The sequence below is a fragment of the Caulobacter sp. 1776 genome (assembly GCF_040545685.1).
Classification (GTDB): domain Bacteria; phylum Pseudomonadota; class Alphaproteobacteria; order Caulobacterales; family Caulobacteraceae; genus Caulobacter.
The window spans coordinates 57,985-79,967 of record NZ_JBEPMI010000005.1 but is presented as its reverse complement, the minus strand read 5'-3'; the positions used below and the strand labels follow the sequence as shown (position 1 = coordinate 79,967).

General features: G+C 67.6%; 13 protein-coding genes. 5 read left to right on the top strand and 8 right to left on the bottom strand.

Annotated features, from left to right (window positions below; all coding sequences use genetic code 11):
- Nucleotides 1-8 precede the first annotated feature (8 nt).
- Entirely contained in the window at nucleotides 9-1,313 is a 1,305-nt protein-coding gene (locus tag ABIC66_RS14020) for a glycosyltransferase family 4 protein (RefSeq protein WP_354070906.1), read from the top strand.
- 4 nt (nucleotides 1,314-1,317) lie between these two features.
- On the opposite strand, the gene ABIC66_RS14015 is transcribed toward ABIC66_RS14020, so the two are convergent.
- From ABIC66_RS14015 to ABIC66_RS13985, 7 genes are all read right to left on the bottom strand, one after another.
- Nucleotides 1,318-2,817 (bottom strand): tryptophan halogenase family protein, encoded by a 1,500-nt coding sequence (locus ABIC66_RS14015; protein WP_354070905.1) that lies wholly within the window; start codon nucleotides 2,815-2,817, stop codon nucleotides 1,318-1,320.
- Nucleotides 2,818-2,835: 18 nt separating this feature from the next.
- Nucleotides 2,836-3,951, bottom strand: coding sequence for a cupin-like domain-containing protein (locus ABIC66_RS14010; protein ID WP_354070904.1), 1,116 nt, complete (start codon nucleotides 3,949-3,951; stop codon nucleotides 2,836-2,838).
- Nucleotides 3,867-4,598, bottom strand: coding sequence for a SapC family protein (locus ABIC66_RS14005; protein WP_354070903.1), 732 nt, complete (start codon nucleotides 4,596-4,598; stop codon nucleotides 3,867-3,869). The genes ABIC66_RS14010 and ABIC66_RS14005 overlap by 85 nt, the downstream gene beginning before the upstream one ends.
- Nucleotides 4,599-4,699: 101 nt before the next feature.
- The gene (locus ABIC66_RS14000) at nucleotides 4,700-7,807 is read right to left on the bottom strand and encodes a TonB-dependent receptor (RefSeq protein WP_354070902.1); all 3,108 of its coding nucleotides are present in this window, start codon (nucleotides 7,805-7,807) and stop codon (nucleotides 4,700-4,702) included.
- Between the two features lie 497 nt (nucleotides 7,808-8,304).
- A complete protein-coding gene (locus ABIC66_RS13995; protein ID WP_354070901.1) occupies nucleotides 8,305-10,071 on the bottom strand; it encodes a response regulator in 1,767 nt (588 codons plus the stop codon).
- A gap of 113 nt (nucleotides 10,072-10,184) precedes the next feature.
- Nucleotides 10,185-11,519, bottom strand: a complete 1,335-nt coding sequence (locus tag ABIC66_RS13990) for a GntP family permease (RefSeq protein ID WP_354070900.1) — start codon at nucleotides 11,517-11,519, stop codon at nucleotides 10,185-10,187.
- Nucleotides 11,520-11,738: 219 nt separating this feature from the next.
- Nucleotides 11,739-14,597, bottom strand: coding sequence for a TonB-dependent receptor domain-containing protein (locus ABIC66_RS13985; protein ID WP_354070899.1), 2,859 nt, complete (start codon nucleotides 14,595-14,597; stop codon nucleotides 11,739-11,741).
- Nucleotides 14,598-15,218: 621 nt separating this feature from the next.
- Here ABIC66_RS13985 and ABIC66_RS13980 point away from each other — a divergent pair.
- Nucleotides 15,219-17,522: a beta-N-acetylhexosaminidase gene (locus ABIC66_RS13980; protein WP_354070898.1), complete on the top strand. Its 2,304-nt coding sequence runs from the start codon at nucleotides 15,219-15,221 to the stop codon at nucleotides 17,520-17,522.
- A gap of 61 nt (nucleotides 17,523-17,583) precedes the next feature.
- Here the strand turns inward: ABIC66_RS13980 and ABIC66_RS13975 are convergent, their stop codons facing one another.
- Nucleotides 17,584-18,534 carry a MurR/RpiR family transcriptional regulator gene (locus ABIC66_RS13975; protein ID WP_354070897.1) on the bottom strand — a complete coding sequence of 317 codons (951 nt, stop codon included), beginning with the start codon at nucleotides 18,532-18,534 and terminating at the stop codon, nucleotides 17,584-17,586.
- Nucleotides 18,535-18,762: 228 nt separating this feature from the next.
- Between ABIC66_RS13975 and ABIC66_RS13970 the strand changes: the two genes are divergently transcribed.
- From ABIC66_RS13970 to ABIC66_RS13960, 3 genes are read left to right on the top strand one after another with little or no spacing between them, the layout of a single operon-like run.
- Nucleotides 18,763-19,152, top strand: a complete 390-nt coding sequence (locus ABIC66_RS13970) for a RidA family protein (protein ID WP_354070896.1) — start codon at nucleotides 18,763-18,765, stop codon at nucleotides 19,150-19,152.
- Nucleotides 19,153-19,164: 12 nt separating this feature from the next.
- Nucleotides 19,165-20,463, top strand: coding sequence for a type III PLP-dependent enzyme domain-containing protein (locus ABIC66_RS13965; protein WP_354070895.1), 1,299 nt, complete (start codon nucleotides 19,165-19,167; stop codon nucleotides 20,461-20,463).
- Nucleotides 20,464-20,471: 8 nt separating this feature from the next.
- Nucleotides 20,472-21,935: an N-acyl-D-amino-acid deacylase family protein gene (locus ABIC66_RS13960; protein WP_354070894.1), complete on the top strand. Its 1,464-nt coding sequence runs from the start codon at nucleotides 20,472-20,474 to the stop codon at nucleotides 21,933-21,935.
- Nucleotides 21,936-21,983 lie beyond the last annotated feature (48 nt).

The following is a 21,983-nucleotide window of genomic DNA, read 5'->3' as shown; positions in this document are numbered from 1 at the left end:
ACCCGCCGATGAGGATCTGCTGGGTCACGCCGTTCGCCCTCCGCTCGTCGATCGGCCGGGTCAGCGCCGAGGTCGCGCGCGCCTTGGCCGCGCGCGGTCACCAAGTCGAGATCCTGCGCTGCGAGGACGTCGACACGCCCGGTGAGCCGCTGCACCCGACCCGCCTGCCCGTTCACCACTGGCGATCCTACGATCTGGCGCGCCTGCGAACCGAGTTCGATGTCGTCATCGTCAATATCGGTGACAACTATCCGTTCCACGCCGGCGTGTTCGCGATCCTGGACGCCGCGCCGTGCCTGGGGATCTTCCACGACTTCTATATCTACAACCTGTTCTCGGGCTGGCTGCACTTCAACGGCCTGGACTATCGTCGGCACGACGCCGAGATCATCGACACCTATGGCTTCGAGGCCGAGGCCGACGCGGTGGCCGTTCGCTCGGGCCAGATGCCGGACATGGGCGACATCGCCGCCAAGCTGCCGATGACCGAGTGGCTGGCCCGCCGCTGTGAGGCCGCCCTCGCCCACGCCCGCTTCTATGCCCCGAAGCTGGAGGCTGTCTGCTCAGGGCCCGTCGCCGTGACCCCGCTGTGCTGCCCGGACCGCGCGACGCCGCCGGGCCCGCCCAGGGCCAAGGATCAATTGGTCATCACCACGGTGGGGGTGATGAACGCCAACAAGCGCGTCGCCGACGTGCTGCGCGCGATCGGCGGGTCGGTGACCCTGAAGGCCTGCGCCTATCGCCTGGTCGGTCCGATCTCGGACGAGGAGCGCGCCAGGCTGCGGGCGATCGCCGCCGAGGTCGGCTTCGAGAACCTGATCATCGACGGCGCGGTCGACGATCACACCTTGGATCAGCGCCTCGACGAGGCCGACATCATGGTCTGCCTGCGCAAGCCGGTGCTGGAAGGTGCCTCGGGATCGGCGTGCGAGGCGATGCTGAGCGGCCGCCCGACAGTGGTCGCCAAGGCGGGCTTCTATGGGGAATTGCCCGACGACTTGGTGTTCAAGGTCGACGGCGAGATCGTCGTCGAGGAGATCCGCGCGGTCCTGGAGCGCCTGGCCGGCGATGCGACCCTCCGCGCCGAGACCGGCAAGGCCGCCCGCGTCTGGGCGTTGGAAAACCTCAACGCCGAGCGCTACGCCGAGGCGGTCGAGGCCCTGGCGCGGGCCCAGGTCACCAGCCGTCCCCTGCTGGCCGTCGGCCGCCGCCTGGGCGGCGAGCTGAAGGCCATGGGCCTGGACGCTGCCGACCCGGCGACGACCCGGATCGGCGCCACGCTGCAGAAGCTGTTCGCGCCGATCGAGACGTAAAGCCCTAAGCGCTCTTGCTCACGACCGGCGCGCAGTAGGCGTCCAGGAAAGCCTGGTGCTGGGGCAGGCGCGTCACCGCGCCGGCGATGTTGCGCTTTAGGTCGTCCAGCGCCTGCCTCAGCTGTTGGGGCGGCATCAGCCGGCCCATGTGGTGATAGGCCTGGGGCGTGACCCGCTGGCCCAGCAGGACCTGCAGCCACGAGTCCACCTGGAACAGCTCGCCGGGCGCCTGATAGACCTGGGCGCTCTCGCGGAACAGCGCGATGCGTTGCGCCAGGCTGTCGGGGATCTCCATCTCGCGGACTCGGTCCCAGAACGGGCTGTCGGACCGTTCGGTCGCCTTGTAGTGCAGGATGATGAAGTCGCGGATCTTTTCCAGCTCGTCGTCGGCCTGCCGGTTGTAGCGATCGACGGCGGCCTGGCTGATCCCCGCGAACGGGAACAGCTGCATCAGCCGCGTCACGCCGATCATGATCAGGTGGATCGAGGTCGATTCCAGAGGCTCGACGAAGCCGCTGGCCAGGCCAAGGGCGACCACGTTCTTGTCCCAGGTCTTGCGACGGCGGCCCGTGCGGTAGCGGATCAGGCGCGGCTGGATCAGGGTCTCGCCCTCGATCTCGCCCATCAGCATGTCCTTGGCCTCGTCGTCGGACATGTGCTCGTTGCAGTAGACGAGGCCGTTGCCGACGCGATGCTGCAGCGGGATCTTCCAGCGCCAGCCGGCCTTGTGGGCGATCGCGCGGGTATAGGGCACGGCCGGTTCGGTCGAGCGGGTCTGGACCGCCAGAGCGCTGTTGGTCGGCAGCCAGTGGCCCCAGTCCTCGAACCCGGCCTTCAGGGTCTGCTCGATCAGCAGGCCGCGGAAGCCGGTGCAGTCGACGAAGAGATCGCCCTCGACGACGTCGCCATTCTCCATGACCAAGGCCTCGACATGGCCGTCGCTCGCCCGCTGGCGGACGCTGGCGATCTTGCCCTCGACGCGGCGCACCCCGTCGGCCTGCGCCATCTTGCGCAGGAACTGGCCATAGAGGCCGGCGTCCAGGTGGTAGGCGTAGTTCAGCCGACTGTCCTCGCCCGTATAGAACCGGTTCTGCTCGGCCGCCTTCAGCTCCAGGCAATAGTCGCCCAGATCGCCGCCGAAGCCCTGCGCCTTGGCCTGCATCCAGAAATGATGGAAGCCGCCCATCCAGGTGGATTTGCCGACTTGGCCGAACGAGTGGATGTAGCGATCGCCGATCTCGCCCCAGTGTTCGAACGAGATTCCCAGCTTGAAGGTCGCCTGGGTGGCGGCCATGAATTCCGGCTCATTGATCCCGAGCAGGGCGTTGAAGGTCCGGGCCGTGGGGATGGTCGACTCCCCTACCCCGACGGTGCCGATGTCCTCGGACTCGACCAGGGTGATGTCGAGCAGCGGGCCCAGCTGCCGGGCCAGGGCGGCGGCGGCCATCCAGCCGGCGGTGCCCCCGCCCGCGATCACCACCTTGCGGATCGTCTGCTGATCCATGCGTCCCTCCCAGGAGTCCTATCGGTTCAGCCGGTCGAGCAGATACGCCCGCAGCCGCCTGGCCTTTGCTTCATCCATCGCCCCCAGCGGACCGCGCGCGGCCTCGGGCAGATGCGCCCCGGCGCGCTCGGCGGGGCCGAACACGTAGTAGTCGAATAGAGCCTTCCAACCCCGCTTCTCGAAATCCGGCCGGTCACGCAGGCTGAGCAGGCCGTGCAGCAAGGTGGTCATCGGCGTGTCGACATAGCCCGGCGCGGCGTTCCACCAATAGTTCACCAGCACGTTGAAGGCGTCGAGCGCCTCGACCTGGTGCCACCACAGGGCCGGATAGACCAGCACGTCGCCGGGCTCGAGCTCGGCCACCTGGGCCGCGGCCTGGGCCTGGCGAAACAGCGGGTGGCGGTCGAGGTCCGGGTTCTCGAAGTCGACCATGCTGACCACCTGACCGCCGGGTGTCGGCTCCAGCGGACCGGGATAGAGGCCCTCGACCTGATCCGGCGGGAACAGGGTGAAGCGCCGTCGGCCCACGGCGCAGACGGCGATGTTGTTGGACATGTCGTAGTGGGCCGCGGCCACGGTGCGGTTGCCCAGCCAGATCCCGGCCATCGGCGGCTCGACGCCGAAGGTCTCGGACCCCAGGCCCAGGTCGTTGGCGGCCTTCAGGCTCGGGAAATAGGCGTCGAGATCGGCGGACCCGACATAGACCGATGGGGCGTCGTTCTGGCCCTCGACCTCTTCGAGCCGGCGCAGGAAGGTCTCGAGCGGCGCGCGCTCGGCCTTGAAGTTCATCGCCGCGCGGGTTTCGTCGTAGAAGAAGCGGCCCTTGATGGCCGGATCGCCGGTGTAGCCGACCACACGGCCGCCCTGGTCGTGGGCGCGGATGTAGTCGCGAGCCGCCTGACCGGACTGAAGTCCCGCCTGAACCAACGGCCAGTCGCGCGCCAAGCCCTTGAAGACCATCGGCGTCTGGCCGGCCAGCACCGCGTCGAACGGGATCTCGGCTGGCGTCGCGACCGTGGTTTCCAGCGTCCGACGGGCGACCAGGGCGCTCATGCGGCGCTGGCCGCCAGGGCGCGGCGGGCGGTCTTGCGGGCGACCAGTTCCTCGACATTGCCCATCGACGAGATGATCCAATGGGCCGCGCGGAGCAGACCCGACTGGTGCAGGCGCTCCAGGGTCTCGCCCGTGACGGCCGCCAGGCGATCCGGCGCCAGGGTGAAGACGTCGGGCAGGTCGTAGCTGGTATTGTCGTCGAGCTTGATCTCGACATCGATCGGCTCGATCAGCCCAAGCTCGTCGAAGAAGGCGAACATCGGCCCGGCGATCTCCAGCCCGTCGTGGATCTGGCCCAGGGCCCGGCTGACGCCCTGCAAATAGGGGGCGTTGCCGCCGGCCGGCAGGAACAGGCGCTCGCCGTCGGTCCGGCTGACCCGGGGATGGTCGAGATCGACATGGATCATCGGACGCGGCTCGGCGCCCGGCTCGTCACGTTGCAGGGCGATCGAGAACGGCCCGCGCCGCTGCACGGCCGGCACGTAGCGGGCGTTCCAGCCGGTCTCGTCCAGGAACAGGTTCTCGTCGCGGTCCAGGCCCAGCAAGGCCACGGCCTGGTAGGCGCCGTTGGCGTCCTTGCGGATCAGGATCGGATACTCACGCTGCACGGCCTCGAACTCGGTCGGCAGCACCAGGACCTGGTTGATCGCGTCGCCGAACGCCGCGCCGTGGGTCGCGATCACGCGCAGGTCGGCGTGGTCGACATTGTTCAAAAGCACTCGGTTCATGTCCGCCTTAGCCACGCTCGTCGCACTCACGCACTTCAAAGGAAGAAAGGGGCCGCCGCAAGCGCGACGGCCCCTCCTTCGCGTCTAGGAGACTTCCGGTCCTAGAAGCGGTAGCGGGCGCCGAGGAGGAAGCGGCGGTCCAGTTCCTGGGCGAACCACAGCTCGTTCGGGTCACGAGCGTAGGTGCGCAGGTGCTCCTTGGTCAGGTTGATGCCTTCGAACGACACCGCCAGTTTCGGGGTGACGTCGTAGCTGACGCTGAAGTCCAGCTGGCCGAAGGGCTCGACATAGACCGGGTTCCGCGAGCCGCCACGGTTGGTGGCTTGCAGGAACTTGTCACGCCAGTTGTACGCCACGCGGGCCGAGAAGCCGTGCTTGTCGTAGATCAGGGTGGCGTTGGCCGTATCCGACAGACCGAGCAGGGCGAACTGATCCTGCGAAGGATTGGCGCCGTTGTCGAAACCCACGTCGCCGCTGACCAGCGTATAGGCCCCCGAGACACCGAAGCCGGTGTCGCCGAAGAAGTGCTGGGCCGCGATTTCGAAGCCGTGGATCTTGCCGGTCTTGTTGTTGATCGGCTGCGAGATCTGGAAGTTGAACAACGGGTCGCTGCTGTTGGCCGTGATGTCGACGGCCGCCAGGATCGAGTCAACGAAGGCCTGGTTCAGGTCGCCGCCCGCGATGCGGTTGGCTTGGAACTGGCTCGTCGCCGCCGCCACCGAACCGGTCTGCTGGATCAGGGCGGTCATCGTGAACAGGTTCACGTCGGTCTGGTTGGCGCCGATGCCGGTCAGGGCGTCCTTCGCCTGGCCAGAACGGCTGCCCGCCGCGCCGGAGCTCGGATCACGCAAGCCGAACAGATTGCCGTTCTTGGTGCCGGTGCCGACGAAGTTGTTCACCCGCTTCTCGAAGAAGCCGAACGACACGTAGCTGCTGGGCTTGTAGTACCACTCCACCGACACGTCGAAGTTGTCGGAGATCAGCGGATCCAGGTCCGGGTTGCCGCTGGTGCCGAGCGGAATGGCCCCGTTGGCGATCGGACGGTTCGGCGCCCCGGCCGTCTGGGCGGCGAACAGGTTGCCGTATTCCGGACGGGCGATGGTGCGGCTGAACGAGAAGCGGCCGGTCAGGTTGTCCCGCAGGTCGATGCGGAAGTCCATCGAGGGCAGCAGGTTGTTGTACTTACCCTTGCCCGAGATCGGCTGGTAGGTGCTCGACGTCTGGACCGTGAAGTCGTTGTCGGCTGTCCAGACGATGGCGCTGGGCGTGCGCACCAGCGAGGTCGAGGTGACCTCGGTGGTCTCGTAGCGGATGCCGGTGACCAGCTCGGTCGGACGCCCCGCCAGTTCCGACTTCCAGGTGATCTGACCATAGACCGCCGAGATGTTTTCCTTGACGCGGTTGTTGTCCTGGCCGGTCACGCCGATGGCGTTGCCCTTGGCCACGTACGGGGCCGAAAGGGCCTTGTAGAGGTCGATGGCGTTGGCGCGGAACGACACCAGGCCGGCGCCCGACTGGTTCGGGTGGAACGAGTTGAACTGGCAGGCCAGGCAGAATTGCTTGACCAGGTTGCCGGCGTATTGCTGGACGTCGCGCGGGCTCGAGATGCCCCAGCTGCCCAGGTCCTGCTGGGTGTTCAGGCTGGTCTGGATCATGGTCGACGTGCGGTAGTCGGCCCCGAAGTCGAAGCGGCTGCCGTTGTCGTCCAGATCCCAATGGCCGTCGAGGCGGACTTCCTTGACCTTCTGCTGCTGGCGCTGAGCCGAGGTGCGGGCCACCTGGCTGCCCAGGTCGCCGACGTCCAGCACGCCGTTGCCATTGCCGCGCGGGGCGGCGTCGTTGATCGTGATGGTCTGGACCGGGATGTCGCCCTGATAGTTGACGCTATGCGACGAGACGATCGGCGCGCCGATCGACACCGAGGTCATGCTGGTGCCGTTCGGGGCGTCGGGCCGGCTGTCGGCCTTAGACACGTGCGCGTCCAGGCTCAGGCCGAAGCGGTCGTTGACGGCCCAGTCGCCGTTGAAGCCGACCGATTTCAGCGTGTCCTTGGTGGCGCGGTACTGCTGCTCGAAGCCCATGTCCTTGGTGCCGGTCAGGGTTTCGGACAGTAGGACGGCAGTGGCGACGACGGGGTTGTTGTCGAACGTCACCTTGTCGAACGGGCGGTTGAACCAGTTGGTGCTGTCGTTGCGACGCTCGAACTGCTTGTTCTGGGCGTAGAGGCCGTCGACCGTGAACGTCAGGTTCTCAACCGGACGGTACTGGACCGACATCTGGCCGTTGACCCGTTCACGCTCGCCTTGCGAGAAGTGATAGCGGCTGTCGTTGGGGATCGCGACCAGGGTGTTCGGGCTCGACGGCGCGTTGGTGATCTGGGTCGCGCCGCCGTTGCGGACGAAGCCGTTGGCCGGGTTGATGAAGTCCGCATAGGTGCGGATGTTCCAGTCGTTCGACGTGGCCGCGCGGCTGGTGAAGTCGCGCTTCTGATAGCTGCCGAACAGCGAAACGCCGAACTTCTCGCTATCGTCGGCCCAGTTCACCAGGCCCGAGACTTCCGGCGTGAACTTGTGGCCGAAGTCGTCGACCTTCTTGTCCATGCTGGTGTCATAGACGCCCTTGACGCCGATGCTGCCAGTCAGGCCTGGCTTGCCGTCGAGCGGCCGGCGGGTCTTCACGTTGATGGTGGCGCCGATACCGCCCGAGGGCACGGCCGCGCGGCCGGTCTTGTAGACCTCCAGCGTGGTCACGCCTTCCGAAGCGAGGTTCGAGAAGTCGAACGAGCGGCTGGTGCCCGACGCGAAGTCGGCCGACTGGTCGCCGCCGACCGTGGCGACCTTGGCGGTGGGCATCGAGCGCCCGTTCAGGGTCACCAGGTTGAAGCTGGGGCCGAAGCCGCGAACCGTGACCTGGGAGCCTTCGCCGTTGGTCCGGTCGATCGACACGCCGGTGATCCGCTGCAGGGATTCGGCGAGGTTGGTGTCCGGGAACTTGCCCATGTCTTCGGCCGAGATCGCATCGACCACGCCGCTGTTGGTGCGCTTGATCTCGATCGACCGTTCGAGTGAAGCGCGGATGCCGGTGACGACGATCTCGTCGACCGTGGTGTTTGGTGCTGCTGTCTGCCGGGCCAGCGCTTGGCTGGCGAACATGGCCGCCGTGATGGCGACGCAAGAGGCAGACGCGTGCAAGCGACGAAGCCGCTTCATAGCCGTTCCCCCTAATTAGCCCCTGTGGGGCGCTGTTTTTGTTACGGGCCGGAAGTGTTTCCCGACCGCTCTTCCCGTTCTCGCACCCGGCGAACAACCAATGCACGAGAGACGAGTTAGCGGTAACATCGGTCATGGACCGCCGCAATGGCAAATTGACAGCGCTAGCAATCTTTTTTCAAGGCCTTTTTGGGTATATTTTTATGATAAATGGGCCCCAGTCGGATTCATTTCGCACTGCCGCAAAGGCGCCACATTGCGCAACTATCGCCATAGTTGCGCCATATCTTGCGAAGGAAACCGGTTTCCGGGCGTTCAGGCATGCGCTGAAGGCCGGCTTCCAGCCGATCGTCGCCTCTCATGCGTGCATCAAAAATTCGCGGCGCGTGCGGCGCATCAGCCGCCCTCGAGTTCCAGGCTCGCGCGCTTCAGGGCTGGCGGCGAACCCCAGGCTCTGAGCCCTACCATTTATCGCATAATATGAGCGAATCGAGGGATCAGACCTCGGTCAGCCGCGCTTGGGCGACATCGGCCAGCACGGCGAACAACGCCGCCACATCCAGCGGCTTGCGCAGGACCCCGTCGGCTCCGTCGTCGCGATAGCGAGCGACGTCGTCCGGAGAGACGTTGGCGGTCAGCATCCAGATCGGAATCCGCGTCTCGACCGGCTCGGCGTCGCGAATCGCCCGCACGGCCTCGCGCCCGCCGAGAACGGGCATGTTCACGTCCATCAGGATCAGGTCGAACGGCGCCGAGCGCCAAAGGTCCAGCGCCACGGCGCCGTCCTCGGCGAAGACCAGCGACACCGGCGCGCTTTCCAGGGCCAAGGCCAGGACCCGGCGGTTGGCCGCGTTATCCTCGGCGGCCAGCACGCGGATCAGTTCCGGCGACGCGGTCCGCGGTTCGCGGGGCGGCGGCGGACGGTGGATCGGCGCGGTGAAAGCGAACCAGAAAACCGCCCCAGCCCGTCCGGTCGCCCCTTGTCCCGCCGGCGACTCGACGCCGATCTCTCCGCCCATCAGCGCCAGGTTCTGAGCGCAGATCCGCAGGCCCAGACCAGCCCCGCCTTGGACCCGCCCGCGTCCGGTCTGGTCCCAGGCCTCGAACACCTTGTCGTGTTCTTCGGGCGGAATGGTCGGGCCGGTGTCGGCGATCTCGACCAGCACCCGCAGCACCTCGTTCTGGGCCACCCCGGCCAGCCGCAGCTTGACCGCCCCGCCCTCGGTGACGGCCCCCAGGGCGTTCGAGACCAGGTTGACCAGGGTCTGCTCGACCCGCACCAGGTCGGCGACCACCAGAAAGGACACGGTCGGGTCGGCGTCCTCCAACGTCAACGCGACGCCGATGGCGCGGGCATGGCCGCTCCAGACCCTGACCACCGACCGCGCCAGGGCCCGGATATCGACCGGCGACAGCTCCAGCCGCGCCTGGCGCGGGTCGGCGCGGGCGAGGTCCAGGATCCCGCTCAGCAGACGAGCCAGCTGTTCGCCGCCCTCCACCACCCCCTCGGCCAGTTCGGCCTGGCGCGGCGATAGCGGCTCGCCTCTCAACGCCCGGGCATAGCCCAGGACGGCGTTCAACGGCGTGCGGATCTCGTGACTGGCGACGGCCAGCAGATCGCTCTTCACGCGGTTGGCGGCGCGGGTCTCGTGCATGGCCTGGGTCAGGGCGACGTTGTTGCGGGTCAGGTCGCGTAAGGTCGCGGTCAGGGCTCGGTCCGTCGCCTGCTGGCGGCCAGTGACGACCAGCACCGCCGCGACGAACAGCACCATCGCCAAGGTAAAGTGGTGCGCCTGGAACGGTTGGCTCCAGTCGATCGCGATCCAGATCAGGGTCAGGGTCGGCGGGACCACGCCCGCCACATAGCTGACCCGGGTCAAATGCACGCGCAACGCCGTGAACAGCAGCACGCAGATGGCCAGCAGCGCGGCCTCGACCCGCATCTGCGGATGGTCGTAGAGCCGGATCTGCACCGCGATCCAGCAGGCGTTCGAGGCCAGCAGGAGCATCAGGATGTCGGACTGCAGGGCCAGGCGCCGGTGCGCCTTGACCGGGTCCGGATCGCGCAGGGCCAGTTCGGTGGCCAGGAACAGGGCGAAGTAGAGCCCGAACTCCAAAATCCCCAGGGCCGCGATCCGCCAGGGCGTGAACTTCATCAGCAGAAGGACGAAGCAGGCGACGAGAGCCAGACGCGACAGGGCGACGCCACGCGAATAGCGCACCAGCCCATCGAGCTGGGTGACGTCCGTCGGCCTCTTCAACATCGGGTCCCGCGAGCCCTATTTCGTCAGGGAAGCCTGCCGTCTCATAGGCCTACGATTCGCGCCGCAACGATCGCCTTTAGCGCGAACATTCCGGTGGACAGGCGATAGGCGATCTAGCCGGGAAGGACGACGCTCAGGCCCAGCACGCACAGCAGTCCGACGACGCCGACCAGGCTCTCCATCACGGTCCAGGACAGGAACGTGCCCTTCAGGCTGAGGCCGAAATATTCCTTGAACAGCCAGAAGCCCGGATCATTGACGTGCGAGAACATCAGGCTGCCCGCCCCGACCGCCAGCACCATCAGGTTCGGGTCGACGTGCGAGGCGGCCACGACCGGCTGCAGCAGGCCGGCGGCGGTCAGGCCGGCGATGGTCGCCGAGCCGAGGGCCACGCGGATGACCATCGCGATCAGCCAGCCCAGCACCAGCGGATGCAGCGGCACGGTCTGGAGCCAGGCGCCCAGCGCGTTGCTGATGCCGCTGTCGACGAACACCTGCTTCAGCGCCCCGGCTCCGGCCAGGATCAGCAGGATGCCGGCCACGTCCTTCAGCGCATCGCCATAACGGGCCATCTGACCGGTGAACGGCAGGCCGCGCAGCACGCCCAGGCTGAAGGTGGCGTAGATCAGCGCCAGGGTCAGGACCACCACCGGCTGGCCGATGAAGGTGACGATGGTCTTGGTCTCGGATGGCGTCTTCATCGCGAAGACGAGCGCCGTGGTCGCGGCGATGGCCACGACCGGCAGCAGGGCCGTCGTGAAGCTGTTGAACGCGCCGGGCGTGGCCGTGTCGGCGGTCGCGGCGACGGTGAACGAGACCTCCGCGCCCGGCTCGGCCTGGGGCACGGCGTTCAGGCGCTTCAGCGCCAGGGCCAGCACCGGTCCGCCGACCATCAACGCCACGACGCTGGCGATCAGGCCATAGCCCAGGGTCAGGCCGGTGTCGGCTCCGAACAGGCTGATCAGCGCCACGGGCGACGGATGCGGCGGCAGAAAGCCGTGGGCCACCGACAGACCGCACAGCAGCGGCAGGCCGACATAGACCGGCGGCAGGTCAGCGCGCCGGGCGATGGTGAGGATCAGCGGCACCATGACCACGAAGCCGACGCTGTAGAACAGGGGGATGCCGACGATCAGGCCCGTCAGGGCCATGGCCAGCAGGATAAAGCGCAGGCCGACCACGTCGATCAGGGTTCGGGCGATGCTCTGGGCCGCGCCGCTGTCGGCGATCGCCCGACCGAACATCGCGCCCAGGCAGATGATCGCGGTCAGGCCGCCCAGCATCTCGCCGACGCCCTTCTCCATCGACTTGGCCACCTGATCCAGCGGCATGCCAAAGCAGAAAGCCGCGGCCAGGGCCGTCAGCAGGAAGGCGACGAAGGGCGGGACCTTGCCCCAGCCAATCAGGACCACCAGCAGGGCGATCAGCGCGACGACTGCGAACACCATCAGGTAAGCCCCCCTGGAGCACGCGGCGAAGCTCCGCGTTCGGAGAAGATAAAGAGCGATTCCCCGGCGTCGCGACGTTCGACGTACGACACCGGGGAATCGAAACCCCTCGCGGCGGGGAGAACCGTCGGAGGGGCTCGGACCGGCCGCTTCACCGGGGAGGATGTCGCGGCCTGATCGGGGCGCGCCGGGGGAAGGGCGCGCCCGGGGAGGTAGGGCCTAGAACCTCAGGCGCACGCCGGCGCGGTACATCCGGCCGATGACGTCATAGAGGAACGGGTTCACGCCGGGGCTGACATTGGTCGTCGGCGAGGCGACCGGGTCCTTGTCGAACAGATTGTCGATCTTGAAGTAGGCGGTCGTGTTGGCGGTGACCTCGTAGGAGCCGCCGACGTCGACATAGGTCGCGCCCTTCATCTGATTGTTGTCGATGGTGTGGTGCGCCACCGTCGAGACCGGGCAGCCGGTCCGGCACTCGATGAACTCGTTGCTGTAGACGCCGTCGCTGATCCACCGCTCGTAGACCGACAGGCTAAGCTTGTCCTTGGTCCAGGTCTGGGTGAACGTCGCCTTCCAGTCCGGCGTGTTGCCGACGTTCACGCCCGCGCTTTCGACCGGGATAGTGCCCAGCACGCCCGACTTCGTCACGAAGCTGATGGTGTGCGTGGCCAGGGCCCGCAGCTGCACCTGGCCCGGCAGGCCCCAGTCCTCGAGGTTCTTGCGATAGACCGCCTCGATGTCGAAGCCCTTGTTGCGCAGCGAGGCGACGTTGAAGGCCTGGACCCGGACGTAGTTGGTGTTCGGCGTGGCGCTGGTCAGCAGCATGCTCGAGCAGATTTCCTGGTTGCCGGCGACGCAGAGGTCGACCAGGTCCTGCGCGGCCAGGACGCTGATCGCGCCCTTCACCTTGATGTCGAAATAGTCGACCGACAGGCTGAAGCCGGGCAGGAACTTCGGCTCGGCCAACACGACGCCGACCTCGGTGTTGCGCGCCTTTTCCGGACGCAGGTTGGTGTTGCCGACCGTCTGCAGCAGGACGTTGGTCGCCGCGCCCTTGTAGAGGACGGTGGCGTTGGTCACGACCGGCGGCGCGAACAGCTCCGACAGGTTCGGGGCGCGGATGTCGCGCGAGGTCACGGCCCGGAAGCGCAGGCCCTCGATCGGGGTCTTCCAGGCGCCGCCCAGCTTCCAGGCCGTCACATTGCCCGAGGTGCTGTACTTGGTCTGGCGGACCGCGCCGTTGATGTTGGCCTCGCCCAGCGCGTCCGACTTGAGGACCGGCACGTTGGCCTCGAGATAGCCTTCGACCACGTGATAGTAGCCGTGGCCGCTGTGATAGTTGCCGGCGTACCAGTTGTTGCCGGTCGTGCGGACCACCGGGTCGGCCGGATAGTCGGCGTTGTACTGGGCGGTCGCGGTCAGGCCGTCGCCGTACGGGTCGGTGATCGTGCGGTAGTCCTCTTCACGCCACTCGGCGCCGGCGGCGATGGCCACCGGACCGGCCCAGGTCGAGAACGGCTCGCCCGTGACGTTGAAGCTGGCGACGGACTCGATCTGCTTGGACCGCTGGAACGGACCGTTGGCCGGCAGGACATAGGCCACCGCGGCCGGGTCCAGGGCGACTTGGCCGATGACGTTCAGGGGCACGCAGCCGTTGGCGCGGGCGACCGGATCGCGGCAGATCGGAATGCCGTTCGGACCGGCGATGGCGTCGATCGCGGCGTTGTAGCGCGAGGTGACCGAGATGTTGTCGACGTCCAGCTTGATGCGGTTCGTGCCGAACGCGTAGTAGGCGTCGTACTTCCAGTCCGTGCCGAACAGCTGGTGATTGCCGGTCGCGCCCAGGACGAAGCGGGCCTGTTCGCGCTTGATGTTGACGGCGATCGGGCCGAAGCCTCCGTTGCTGGTGCCGAACGCGAAGCTGGTGATGCCGGCGGTGGCGCACGAGGCCTTGATCGCGGCGGGAACGAACGGGTTCTCGCACTGGATGGTCAGGCCCGTCTTCTCCTCGCCCGTGTTGGGCTGGTTCAGCGAGTAGGCGTCGGCGAAGTTGGCCGTGAAGTACACCTCGTCGTTGTCGGTCGCCTTCAGGCTGATCCGGCCATAGGCGACCTTGCGCTTGAGGCGGGCGGCCAGGGTCGGCGAGGCGCCGATGATGCCCGACAGGTCGCCACCGACGCAGAACGGGCTGAAGCAGTTGGTCACCGCGCCCGTGCCCGTGGCGACGCCGTTCGAGCCATACTGGAACTGGCGCGGCGCGCCGTTGGCCCCGAAGGCGATGCCTTGCAGCGGGCCGTTCGTGATCAAGCCGTACTTGGCGTACTGGATCTGCTGTGCGCCCTGGATGACGCGGTACTGCGGCAAGCCGTCCGCGCTGGCGGCCAACGGGCGAACCTGGATGGCGGGCGAGTTGAACCAGTCGCGACCGCCCGCCTGGTTCAGGCCGAAGTCGCCGGCCAGGACGCCGGCCTCGCGGTTGTACTCGACGCTGCCGATGACATGCAGACGACCGTCGAAGAACGACTTGCCGCCGGCGAACTGGGCCACGACGGTGTCGTTGTCGTGGTACTTGCTCTCGCCGCCTTCCAGACGGGCCTTGAAGCCCTCGAAGGTCTTGTCGGTCACGAAGTTGATCACCCCGCCGACCGCGTCCGAACCGTACGAGGCCGAGGCGCCGCCGGTGACCACGTCGACGCGCTTGATCAGCAGTTGCGGGAACTGGCTGACGTCGGTGACGCCCGTGATGTTGGCCGGGGTGACGCGCTGGCCGTCCAGCAGGGTCAGGGTGCGGATGGCGCCGAGGCCGCGCAGGCTGAACGCGCTGAGGCCCTGAGCGCCCGAGCTGGTGCCGTTGGCCGCCACAGTCTTGCCGGTGCTGCCCTGCAGGGCCGGCATCTGGGTGATGGCCTGGAAGATGTTGGGCTGCGAGGCCTTCTCCAGGTCCTCGGCCGTGACCGTCGTGGTCGGCGTCGGCTGGGTGAAGCCACGCGAATTGATGCGCGAGCCAGTGACGACGACCTCGGTGATGGTCGTCTCGTCGTTGGCCGCCGGCGTGGCGGCCTGTTGCGCATTGGCCATCGCCCCCCAGGACAACAGCGCTAGAGCCGAAGCCGAGCCGGCGTAGATACGGCGATTTATCTTGAACAAAATTCCTGCCCCCGTGCTGAGAAGACTAACCCCTGGCCCCCGGCTGGGAGCGCCGACCGCATGCATTGATTTCTTTTTTATTTGCAGCGCGGGTGCGCTGTTTCTCAATTCCATTCCACAGGCCCGGTACAGATCCGCGACATACTTAAAGTACGCCTCGTTCATCTGCCCCTGACGCCTTGATCGGAACGCGATGAGGATAGGCACGGCGCTCGGATAACGTCAATCATAAAACATTCATTTATGTAGCGTTCCTAAAAGTATCGCTCGAATTCGCGACCGGAGTGCGTAATTTTCTTATGTTTTTCAATGAGAAATCTCGACGCCTCGGAAAGCGGCGCCATCGCTGCGCGGCGGAATTCGGCCCTCATGGACCTGCTGCCGCTGCCAACGCGACCTAGCCCGTATCATCAATGATTTTCAACAATTTCCCCCAGGTAGCAGTTTCCATGGCGTCAACTGCAAATGTCTGACGCCCTCTCGACCTGATGACAGGCGCGATGTAGTCACACTATCAAACATGATCGCGGAACCGCCGGGAGGACCTCCGACATGATGGCTGCAAGCCCCTCGCGCGCCCTGATCCTGGCCTTGACGGCCGCCACCTGCCTCGCCGCCCCGGCCGTCGGGGCGACCACGCCCGCCCTCGCGCCGTGGCCGGCGGAGATCGCGTTCCAGGCCGGCGACTTTCGCCTGATCGCCCGTACGAGGATCCACGTCCCGGCCGGCGACGGCGAGGCCAAGGCCGTGGCGCTGCAACTGCGCGACATGCTGGTCCGCGCGGGCCGGCCCAGGCTGACCATCATCGAGGGCGGCCCGGTTCCAACCGGCGCGATCGCGCTGAAGCGCTCGAACGACGCGGGCGAAGCCTACGCCCTGACCGTCACCCCCTCCGGCGTCGAAATCGCCGCCGGCGACCGCAAGGGCCTGTTCTATGGCGCCGTGACGGTCTGGCAGTTGGCGACCAACGGCTCCGCCCTGCCCGCCGTGACCATCAAGGACGCGCCCCGCTACGCCTGGCGCGGCTTCATGCTGGACAGCGCCCGCCACCTCCAGAGCGTCGACGAGATCAAGCGCCTGATCGACGCCATGGCCGCCTACAAGCTGAACGTCCTGCACTGGCATCTGAACGATGACCAGGGCTGGCGGCTGGAGATCAAGGCCTATCCGAAACTGACCAGCGTCGGGGCCTGGCGCGCGCCCAAGGGCGCGGACGCCTATCGCCCCGCGCCGGCCAAGTACGCGCCCTATGGCGGCTTCTACACCCAGGTCCAGGCGCGCGAGATCGTCGCCTACGCGGCGGCGCGCAACATCATGGTCGTGCCCGAGATCGAGCTGCCGGGCCACGCCACCGCGGCGATCACCGCCTATCCGGAACTGGGCGTCACCGGAGAGGTCCCCACCTCCGGCATGTCGGACTGGGGCGTCTTTCCGAATCTCTACAATGTCGACGACGCCACCTTCGCGTTCCTGGAGACGGTGCTCGACGAGGTGGTCGACATCTTCCCCGCTCCGTACCTGCACATCGGCGGCGACGAGGCGATCAAGAATCAGTGGCAGGCCAGTCCGAAGATCCAGGCCCGCATCAAGGAACTCGGCCTCAAGAACGAGGACGAGCTGCAGAGCTGGTTCATCAACCGCATCGCCGCCCACCTGGCGACCAAGGGCCGGCGGATCGTCGGCTGGGACGAGATCCTCGAGGGCGGCGCCCAGCAGAGCTCGATCATCATGGCCTGGCGCGGCGTCGATCGCGCGGCGGAGGCCGCTCGGCATGGCCACGACACCATCCTGACGGCGCATCCGCAGTTCTACATGGACAGCCGCCAGAGCCTGTCGGCCAACGAACCGCCCGGTCGCAGCGAGATCTCGACGCTGAAGGGCCTCTACGCCTTCGATCCGCGCACGGAAGGGCTCTCCGAGGAGCAGGCCCGTCACGTGATTGGCGTGCAGGCCAACAGCTTCACCGAGCACCAGCGCGACGCCCGGCGGGTTGAGACCATGGCCTTTCCGCGCCTGACCGCGGTAGCCGAACTGGGTTGGACTCCGCCGACCCGCCGGGATTGGAGCCGCTACGGCAATGGCCTGCCGGTGATCCTGGGGCAGCTGGACGCGCTGGGCGTCGCCCACGACAGCGTTCCCTTCGAACCCGAGGCGACCTTGGCGGCCAAGCCCGACGGCATCGGCGTCAGCCTGGCCTCGCCGCTGGGCCTGGGCGAGATCCGCTACGCCACGGGCGGCGCAATCCCGACGACGGCCTCGCCGCTCTATGCCGCGCCTCTGACCTTGAAGGACGGCGCGACCTTGAAGGCGCGGACGTTCCTGAACGGCCAGCCGCTGGGCGCGGTGCGCGACTTCACGGTATCGACGCGGGCCCTGAACACCCGGGTCAGCGCCCAGCTGAAGTTCTGCGGCGAGACCGTGCCGCTCCGGCTCGAGGCTGATTTCCCGCGCGAGGGCCAGCGTCCGGTGTTCATGATCGGCATCTACCGCCCCTGCTGGATCTGGGAAGGCGCGGACCTGGCAAAGGGCGCGACCCTGACCGCCCGGATCGGCCAGGCCCCGTTCAATTTCCAGCTGGCCGGCGGGCGGCGGATCGTGACGTTCGACACGCCCAAGACCAGCCCCTACGGCGAACTGGTCGTGCGCAAGCGCGAGACCGACGGGGCGCTGTGCGAGGGCCAGACCCTGGCGGTGATCCCGATCGACGCCAAGGCGGCGCGCAAGGCCGGGCTGTCGGAGGTGTCCGCGAAGATCCCCGCGACGGCGGGTGTCAAGGACGTGTGCCTGACGTTCAACCGGCCCCGGCAGGAGATGCTGTGGGCGCTGGACGCGGTGACACTGGAAGCAAGGCGATAAGCTATCAACCTGTCATCCCGGGCGTAGCGTATGCGCTTGTCCGGGATGACAGTTTCTAAGCCTAATCCCCGATCGGCTGCTGCGGCGCGATGCCGTGTAGCCAGGCCACGCTGCCGCGTGCGCGGCGCAGCATCAGGTGGGCGCGTTCGCCCATGGCCACGGCCACGGCGTAGGCCAGGCGGTCGATGATGAACAGCTGGGCGAAGCGCATCGGATTGGGCTGGAACTCCTCGACCCCCGAGGCGGCCAGGCCGACGTGCAGGCAGATGTCGGCGTCGCGGCCCAGCGGCGACTCGCCGTCGGTGATCGCGATGCACGAGGCCTTGTAGTACTTGGCCAGCTCCATGCTCTCCTGCAGCTCGCGCGGCCGGCCGGTCGAGGACAGGAAGATCGCCACGTCGCCCTCGGACAGGATCGCCGCCGACATGCGCTGGGCGTAGCCGTCGGTGAACACCATGGCCGGCACGTCCAGGCGAAACAGGCGGTTGTGGATCTCGGTGGCCAGGGCGGCCGAGCTGCCGCCGATGCCGTAGATCACTACCCGCCCGGCCCGCGCGATGGCGGCGGCGGCGGCCAGCAGGTCCGGCTCGACCAGGGTGTCGCGGGTGCGGGTCAGGGCCTCGATGATGGTGTCGAAGACCCGGTCGCCGACCGCGTCGTCGCCGGCCGCCAGATTGCGGGCCGCTTGGTCTTCGCGCACCGGCGCGTGGGCGGGCCGGGCGGCGCGCTCGCGCTGGTCGGTCATGGCCTGGGCCAGCGCCAGTTCCTGGATCAGCCGGAACTTCAGGTCCTTGAACCCTTCGCAGCCGACGGTCCGGCAGAAGCGCAGCACGGTCGGCTCGCTGAGGCCGAGGTCCGTGGCCACCGAACGGACGCTGGAGCGGACGAATTCGTTGGGCGATTTCAGAATCAGCTTGGCGATCTTCAGGTCCGATCGAGTCATCGACTCCATCATCCCCTTCAAGCGCGGAAGGATGTCGCCGCCGTCGTTCTGCATGGCAGGCTGGCTCATCCCGTGGTCCCTCTCCAAGCGCCCCGATCCCCGACGCGGCAAGGCTTATCTTCGGCCGGTTTCCGGTCGGGCCGCAACAGATAGTGACAACGATGTCGCCCCGCAATCGCGTTTGACGGCTCGAATGATAGCCAAAATGAAAGTTTCACTACATTTTCGTTGACACCACTACATCACCGGTGGCCTTTTCGACCTCATAGCGCTTCGTTTCGAAGCTGGGAGGTATCGTTGTCGATTGAACGCATTGGGGCTTCGGCCACCGGAACGGGCGGGCAGTCCCTGCCCTTTTGCCAGGCCACGGTCGCCAACGGCTTCGTGTTCGTCTCGGGCCAGGTCGCGATGGACGAGAACGGTTTCGTGGTCGAGGGCGGCGTCGTTCCGCAGACCCATAAGACCATCCAGAACCTGATCGCTATCCTTGAAAAGGCCGGCTGCACCCTGAAGGACGTCGTCAAGGCCAATGTCTGGCTGGACGACGCCCGCGACTTCCACGCCTTCAACCGCGTCTATGCCAGCTATTTCGGCGACGCCATGCCGGCCCGCGCCTGCGTGCAGTCGCCGCTGATGATCGACGCCAAGGTCGAGATCGAAGTCATCGCCCTGAAACCGCAAGCCTAGGGAGCGACGCGCGTGGGGCTCGGCGACATCGACGACCTGAGGCTGGCGCCGGGGACCAAGGCGATCCCGCTGGACGGTTCGATCCGGACGGTGGGCGATCTGGCCACGGCCGGCCTGAACCTGCTGGCCGGCGACCTACCGATGCCGGCGGCGGTGCTCAAGCGCACGGCGCTCACGAACAACCTGGCGGTCATGCAGGCCTATGTCGACCGGGCCGGCGCCAAGCTGGCCCCGCACGCCAAGACCACCATGTGCCCGCAATTGCTGGTTCGCCAGCTGGACGCCGGCGCCTGGGGCCTGACGGTCGCCACCATGAGCCAGTTGAAGCTGTGCCACGACCTGGGCGCGCCGCGCCTGATCCTGGCCAATCAGCTGGTCGGGCGGGCCGAGATCGAGGGCCTGGCGCGCCTCACGGCCGCCGCGCCCGATCGCCCCTGCTACGTCCTGGTCGACGGCGCCGCCGGCGCCCGGGCGATCTCGGACGTCTTCGCCCGCTTCCCCGACGCGCCGCCCGCCCGGCTGTTGATCGAGCTGGGCATGGCGAACGGCCGCTGCGGCGTCCGCACCCTTGATGAAGGCCTGGCCCTGGCCCGCCTGGTCCGCGAGCTGCCGCGCGTCGAATTGCATGGTGTCGAAGGCTACGAAGGCTTGATCTTCAGCGACCACGCCCATCGCGACGCCACCGAGGTCGACGCCTATCTTGGCGGGGTGCTGGGCTTCCACGAAGCCCTCCGGGCCGAGGACCTGTTCGCCGATCCGGACCAAGTCATCCTGACCGCCGGCGGCTCGGCCTATTACGACCTCGTGGCCCACGCCCTGGCCGGCCGCGCGCTTGCCAGTCAAGGAGGGGGCGCGATCCCGGTGCTGCGCAGCGGCTGCTACGTCACCCACGACAGCGGCTTCTATCGCGAGCTGCTGGCCCGCATGGACGACCGGAGCGTGGTCGGCGAGCCCCCGCGCCTCCAGCCCGCGCTGGAGATCTGGACCCGCGTCATCTCGCGTCCGCAGCCGGACCTGGCCATCGTGATGATGGGCAAGCGCGACGTGTCGTTCGACATTCACCTGCCCATGGCTCGCCGCTGGTTCCGCGAGGGCCTGCACGCCGCGCCCCAGGCCGCGCCCGACGTCACCGTCGAGAAGCTGGCCGACCAGCACGGCTTCCTGTCCGTCCCACCGGATGCCGATCTCCAGGTCGGCGACCTGCTGGGCTTCGAGATCTCCCACCCGTGCACGACCTTCGACAAATGGTCGTTGCTGCTGGAGGTCGACGACGACTACGCCGTCCTGGGCGGCCTCAAGACGTTCTTCTGACGCCGATCATGGTCAAGGACAGCATCACCGCCGACATCGTCCTGAGGGGCGGCCTGGTCATCGACGGCGGCGGCGGCGAGGGCTTCGCGGCCGACGTGGCGATCGCCGGCGACACCATCGTCGCCGTGGGTCCGGCGCTGGACGCCCCCGGCGCCCGCGTCGTCGACGTCAGCGGCCTGGTCGTGGCCCCGGGCTTCATCGACGTCCACACCCACGACGACCTGATCTGCATCACCCAGCCCGACATGGTCCCGAAGATCAGCCAGGGCGTGACCACGGTGGTGGCCGGCAACTGCGGGATCTCGGCCCCGCTGCTGCGCTTCGACGACGCCGTCGCCGAGCCGTTCAACCTGCTGGGCGCGCGCGAGGACTTCGCCTACGACACCTTCGCCGACTATCGCCGGGCGGTGGAAGCGGCCACGCCCCGGGTCAATGTCGCGGCCCTGGTCGGCCACTCGGCGCTGCGGGTGCTGTGCCTGGACGATCTGGAACGTCCCGCCACCACCGCCGAGCGCGCGCGCATGGACGCCCTGCTGCGGGACGCCCTGGACGAAGGCGCACTGGGCCTCAGCTCCGGCGTTTTCTACGCCCCGGCCTGGGCCGCCGATGTCGCGGAACTGCAAGGCCTGGCCGCGACCGTGGCCGCTGCCGGCGGCGTCTATACCGCCCACATCCGCGACGAGCGCGAAGGCATCATCGAGGCCCTGCGCGAGGCGTTCCAGGTCGCCCAGGGCGCGGCGGAGTCCGGTCCCGCCCCGCTGATCCTGTCGCACCACAAGTGCGCCGGCGTCCGCAACTGGGGCCGCGCCGCCGAGACGCTGGGCCTGATCGACCAGGCCCGCCAGCGCCAGCCGGTCCATCTGGACTGCTATCCGTACACGGCCGGCTCGACGATTATCCGCCCGGACCTAGCCGACGGCGAGGTCGAGATCCTGATCAACTGGTCCGAACCGCATCCCGAGATGGGCGGCCGGACCCTGAAGTCGATCGCGGAGGACTGGGCGGTCAGCGAGCCCGAAGCGGCCGAGCGCCTGCAGCCCGGCGGCGCCAGCTACTTCCAGATGGCCGAGAGCGACATGCGCGCCATCCTCAGCCATCCCTGCTGCATGATCGGCTCCGACGGCCTGCCGCACGACACCCTGCCCCACCCGCGGCTGTGGGGCGCCTTTCCGCGCGTGCTGGGCCACTACGCCCGCGACCTTCGGCTGCTGAGCCTAGAGGCCGCCGTCCGCAAGATGACCGGCCTTGCCGCAGAAACCTTCCGCCTGAAGGATCGCGGCCGGATCGCCGTGGGCATGAAGGCCGACGTCACCGTGTTCGACGCCGACGCCATCCTGGACCGCGCGACCTACGAAGCGCCCACCCAGCCGGCGGCGGGCATCGCGCATGTCTTCGTCAATGGCCTGCTGGCTTGGACCGAAGGCGGGCCAACCGCCGGTCGCGCCGGTCGCTTTTTGCGCCGCGCGAACTGACATCAAAAAAGACGGGCGCTGTCCGAAGACAGCGCGCCTCCTTGGAAA

Coding starts and splice junctions, on each gene's coding strand:
- ABIC66_RS14020 (WP_354070906.1), top strand. CDS start 9: ATGAGGATCTGCTGGGTCACGCCGTTCGCCCTCCGCTCGTCGATCGGC.
- ABIC66_RS14015 (WP_354070905.1), bottom strand. CDS start 2,817: ATGGATCAGCAGACGATCCGCAAGGTGGTGATCGCGGGCGGGGGCACC.
- ABIC66_RS14005 (WP_354070903.1), bottom strand. CDS start 4,598: ATGAACCGAGTGCTTTTGAACAATGTCGACCACGCCGACCTGCGCGTG.
- ABIC66_RS14000 (WP_354070902.1), bottom strand. CDS start 7,807: ATGAAGCGGCTTCGTCGCTTGCACGCGTCTGCCTCTTGCGTCGCCATC.
- ABIC66_RS13995 (WP_354070901.1), bottom strand. CDS start 10,071: ATGTTGAAGAGGCCGACGGACGTCACCCAGCTCGATGGGCTGGTGCGC.
- ABIC66_RS13990 (WP_354070900.1), bottom strand. CDS start 11,519: ATGGTGTTCGCAGTCGTCGCGCTGATCGCCCTGCTGGTGGTCCTGATT.
- ABIC66_RS13985 (WP_354070899.1), bottom strand. CDS start 14,597: ATGGCCAATGCGCAACAGGCCGCCACGCCGGCGGCCAACGACGAGACG.
- ABIC66_RS13980 (WP_354070898.1), top strand. CDS start 15,219: ATGATGGCTGCAAGCCCCTCGCGCGCCCTGATCCTGGCCTTGACGGCC.
- ABIC66_RS13975 (WP_354070897.1), bottom strand. CDS start 18,534: ATGAGCCAGCCTGCCATGCAGAACGACGGCGGCGACATCCTTCCGCGC.
- ABIC66_RS13960 (WP_354070894.1), top strand. CDS start 20,472: ATGGTCAAGGACAGCATCACCGCCGACATCGTCCTGAGGGGCGGCCTG.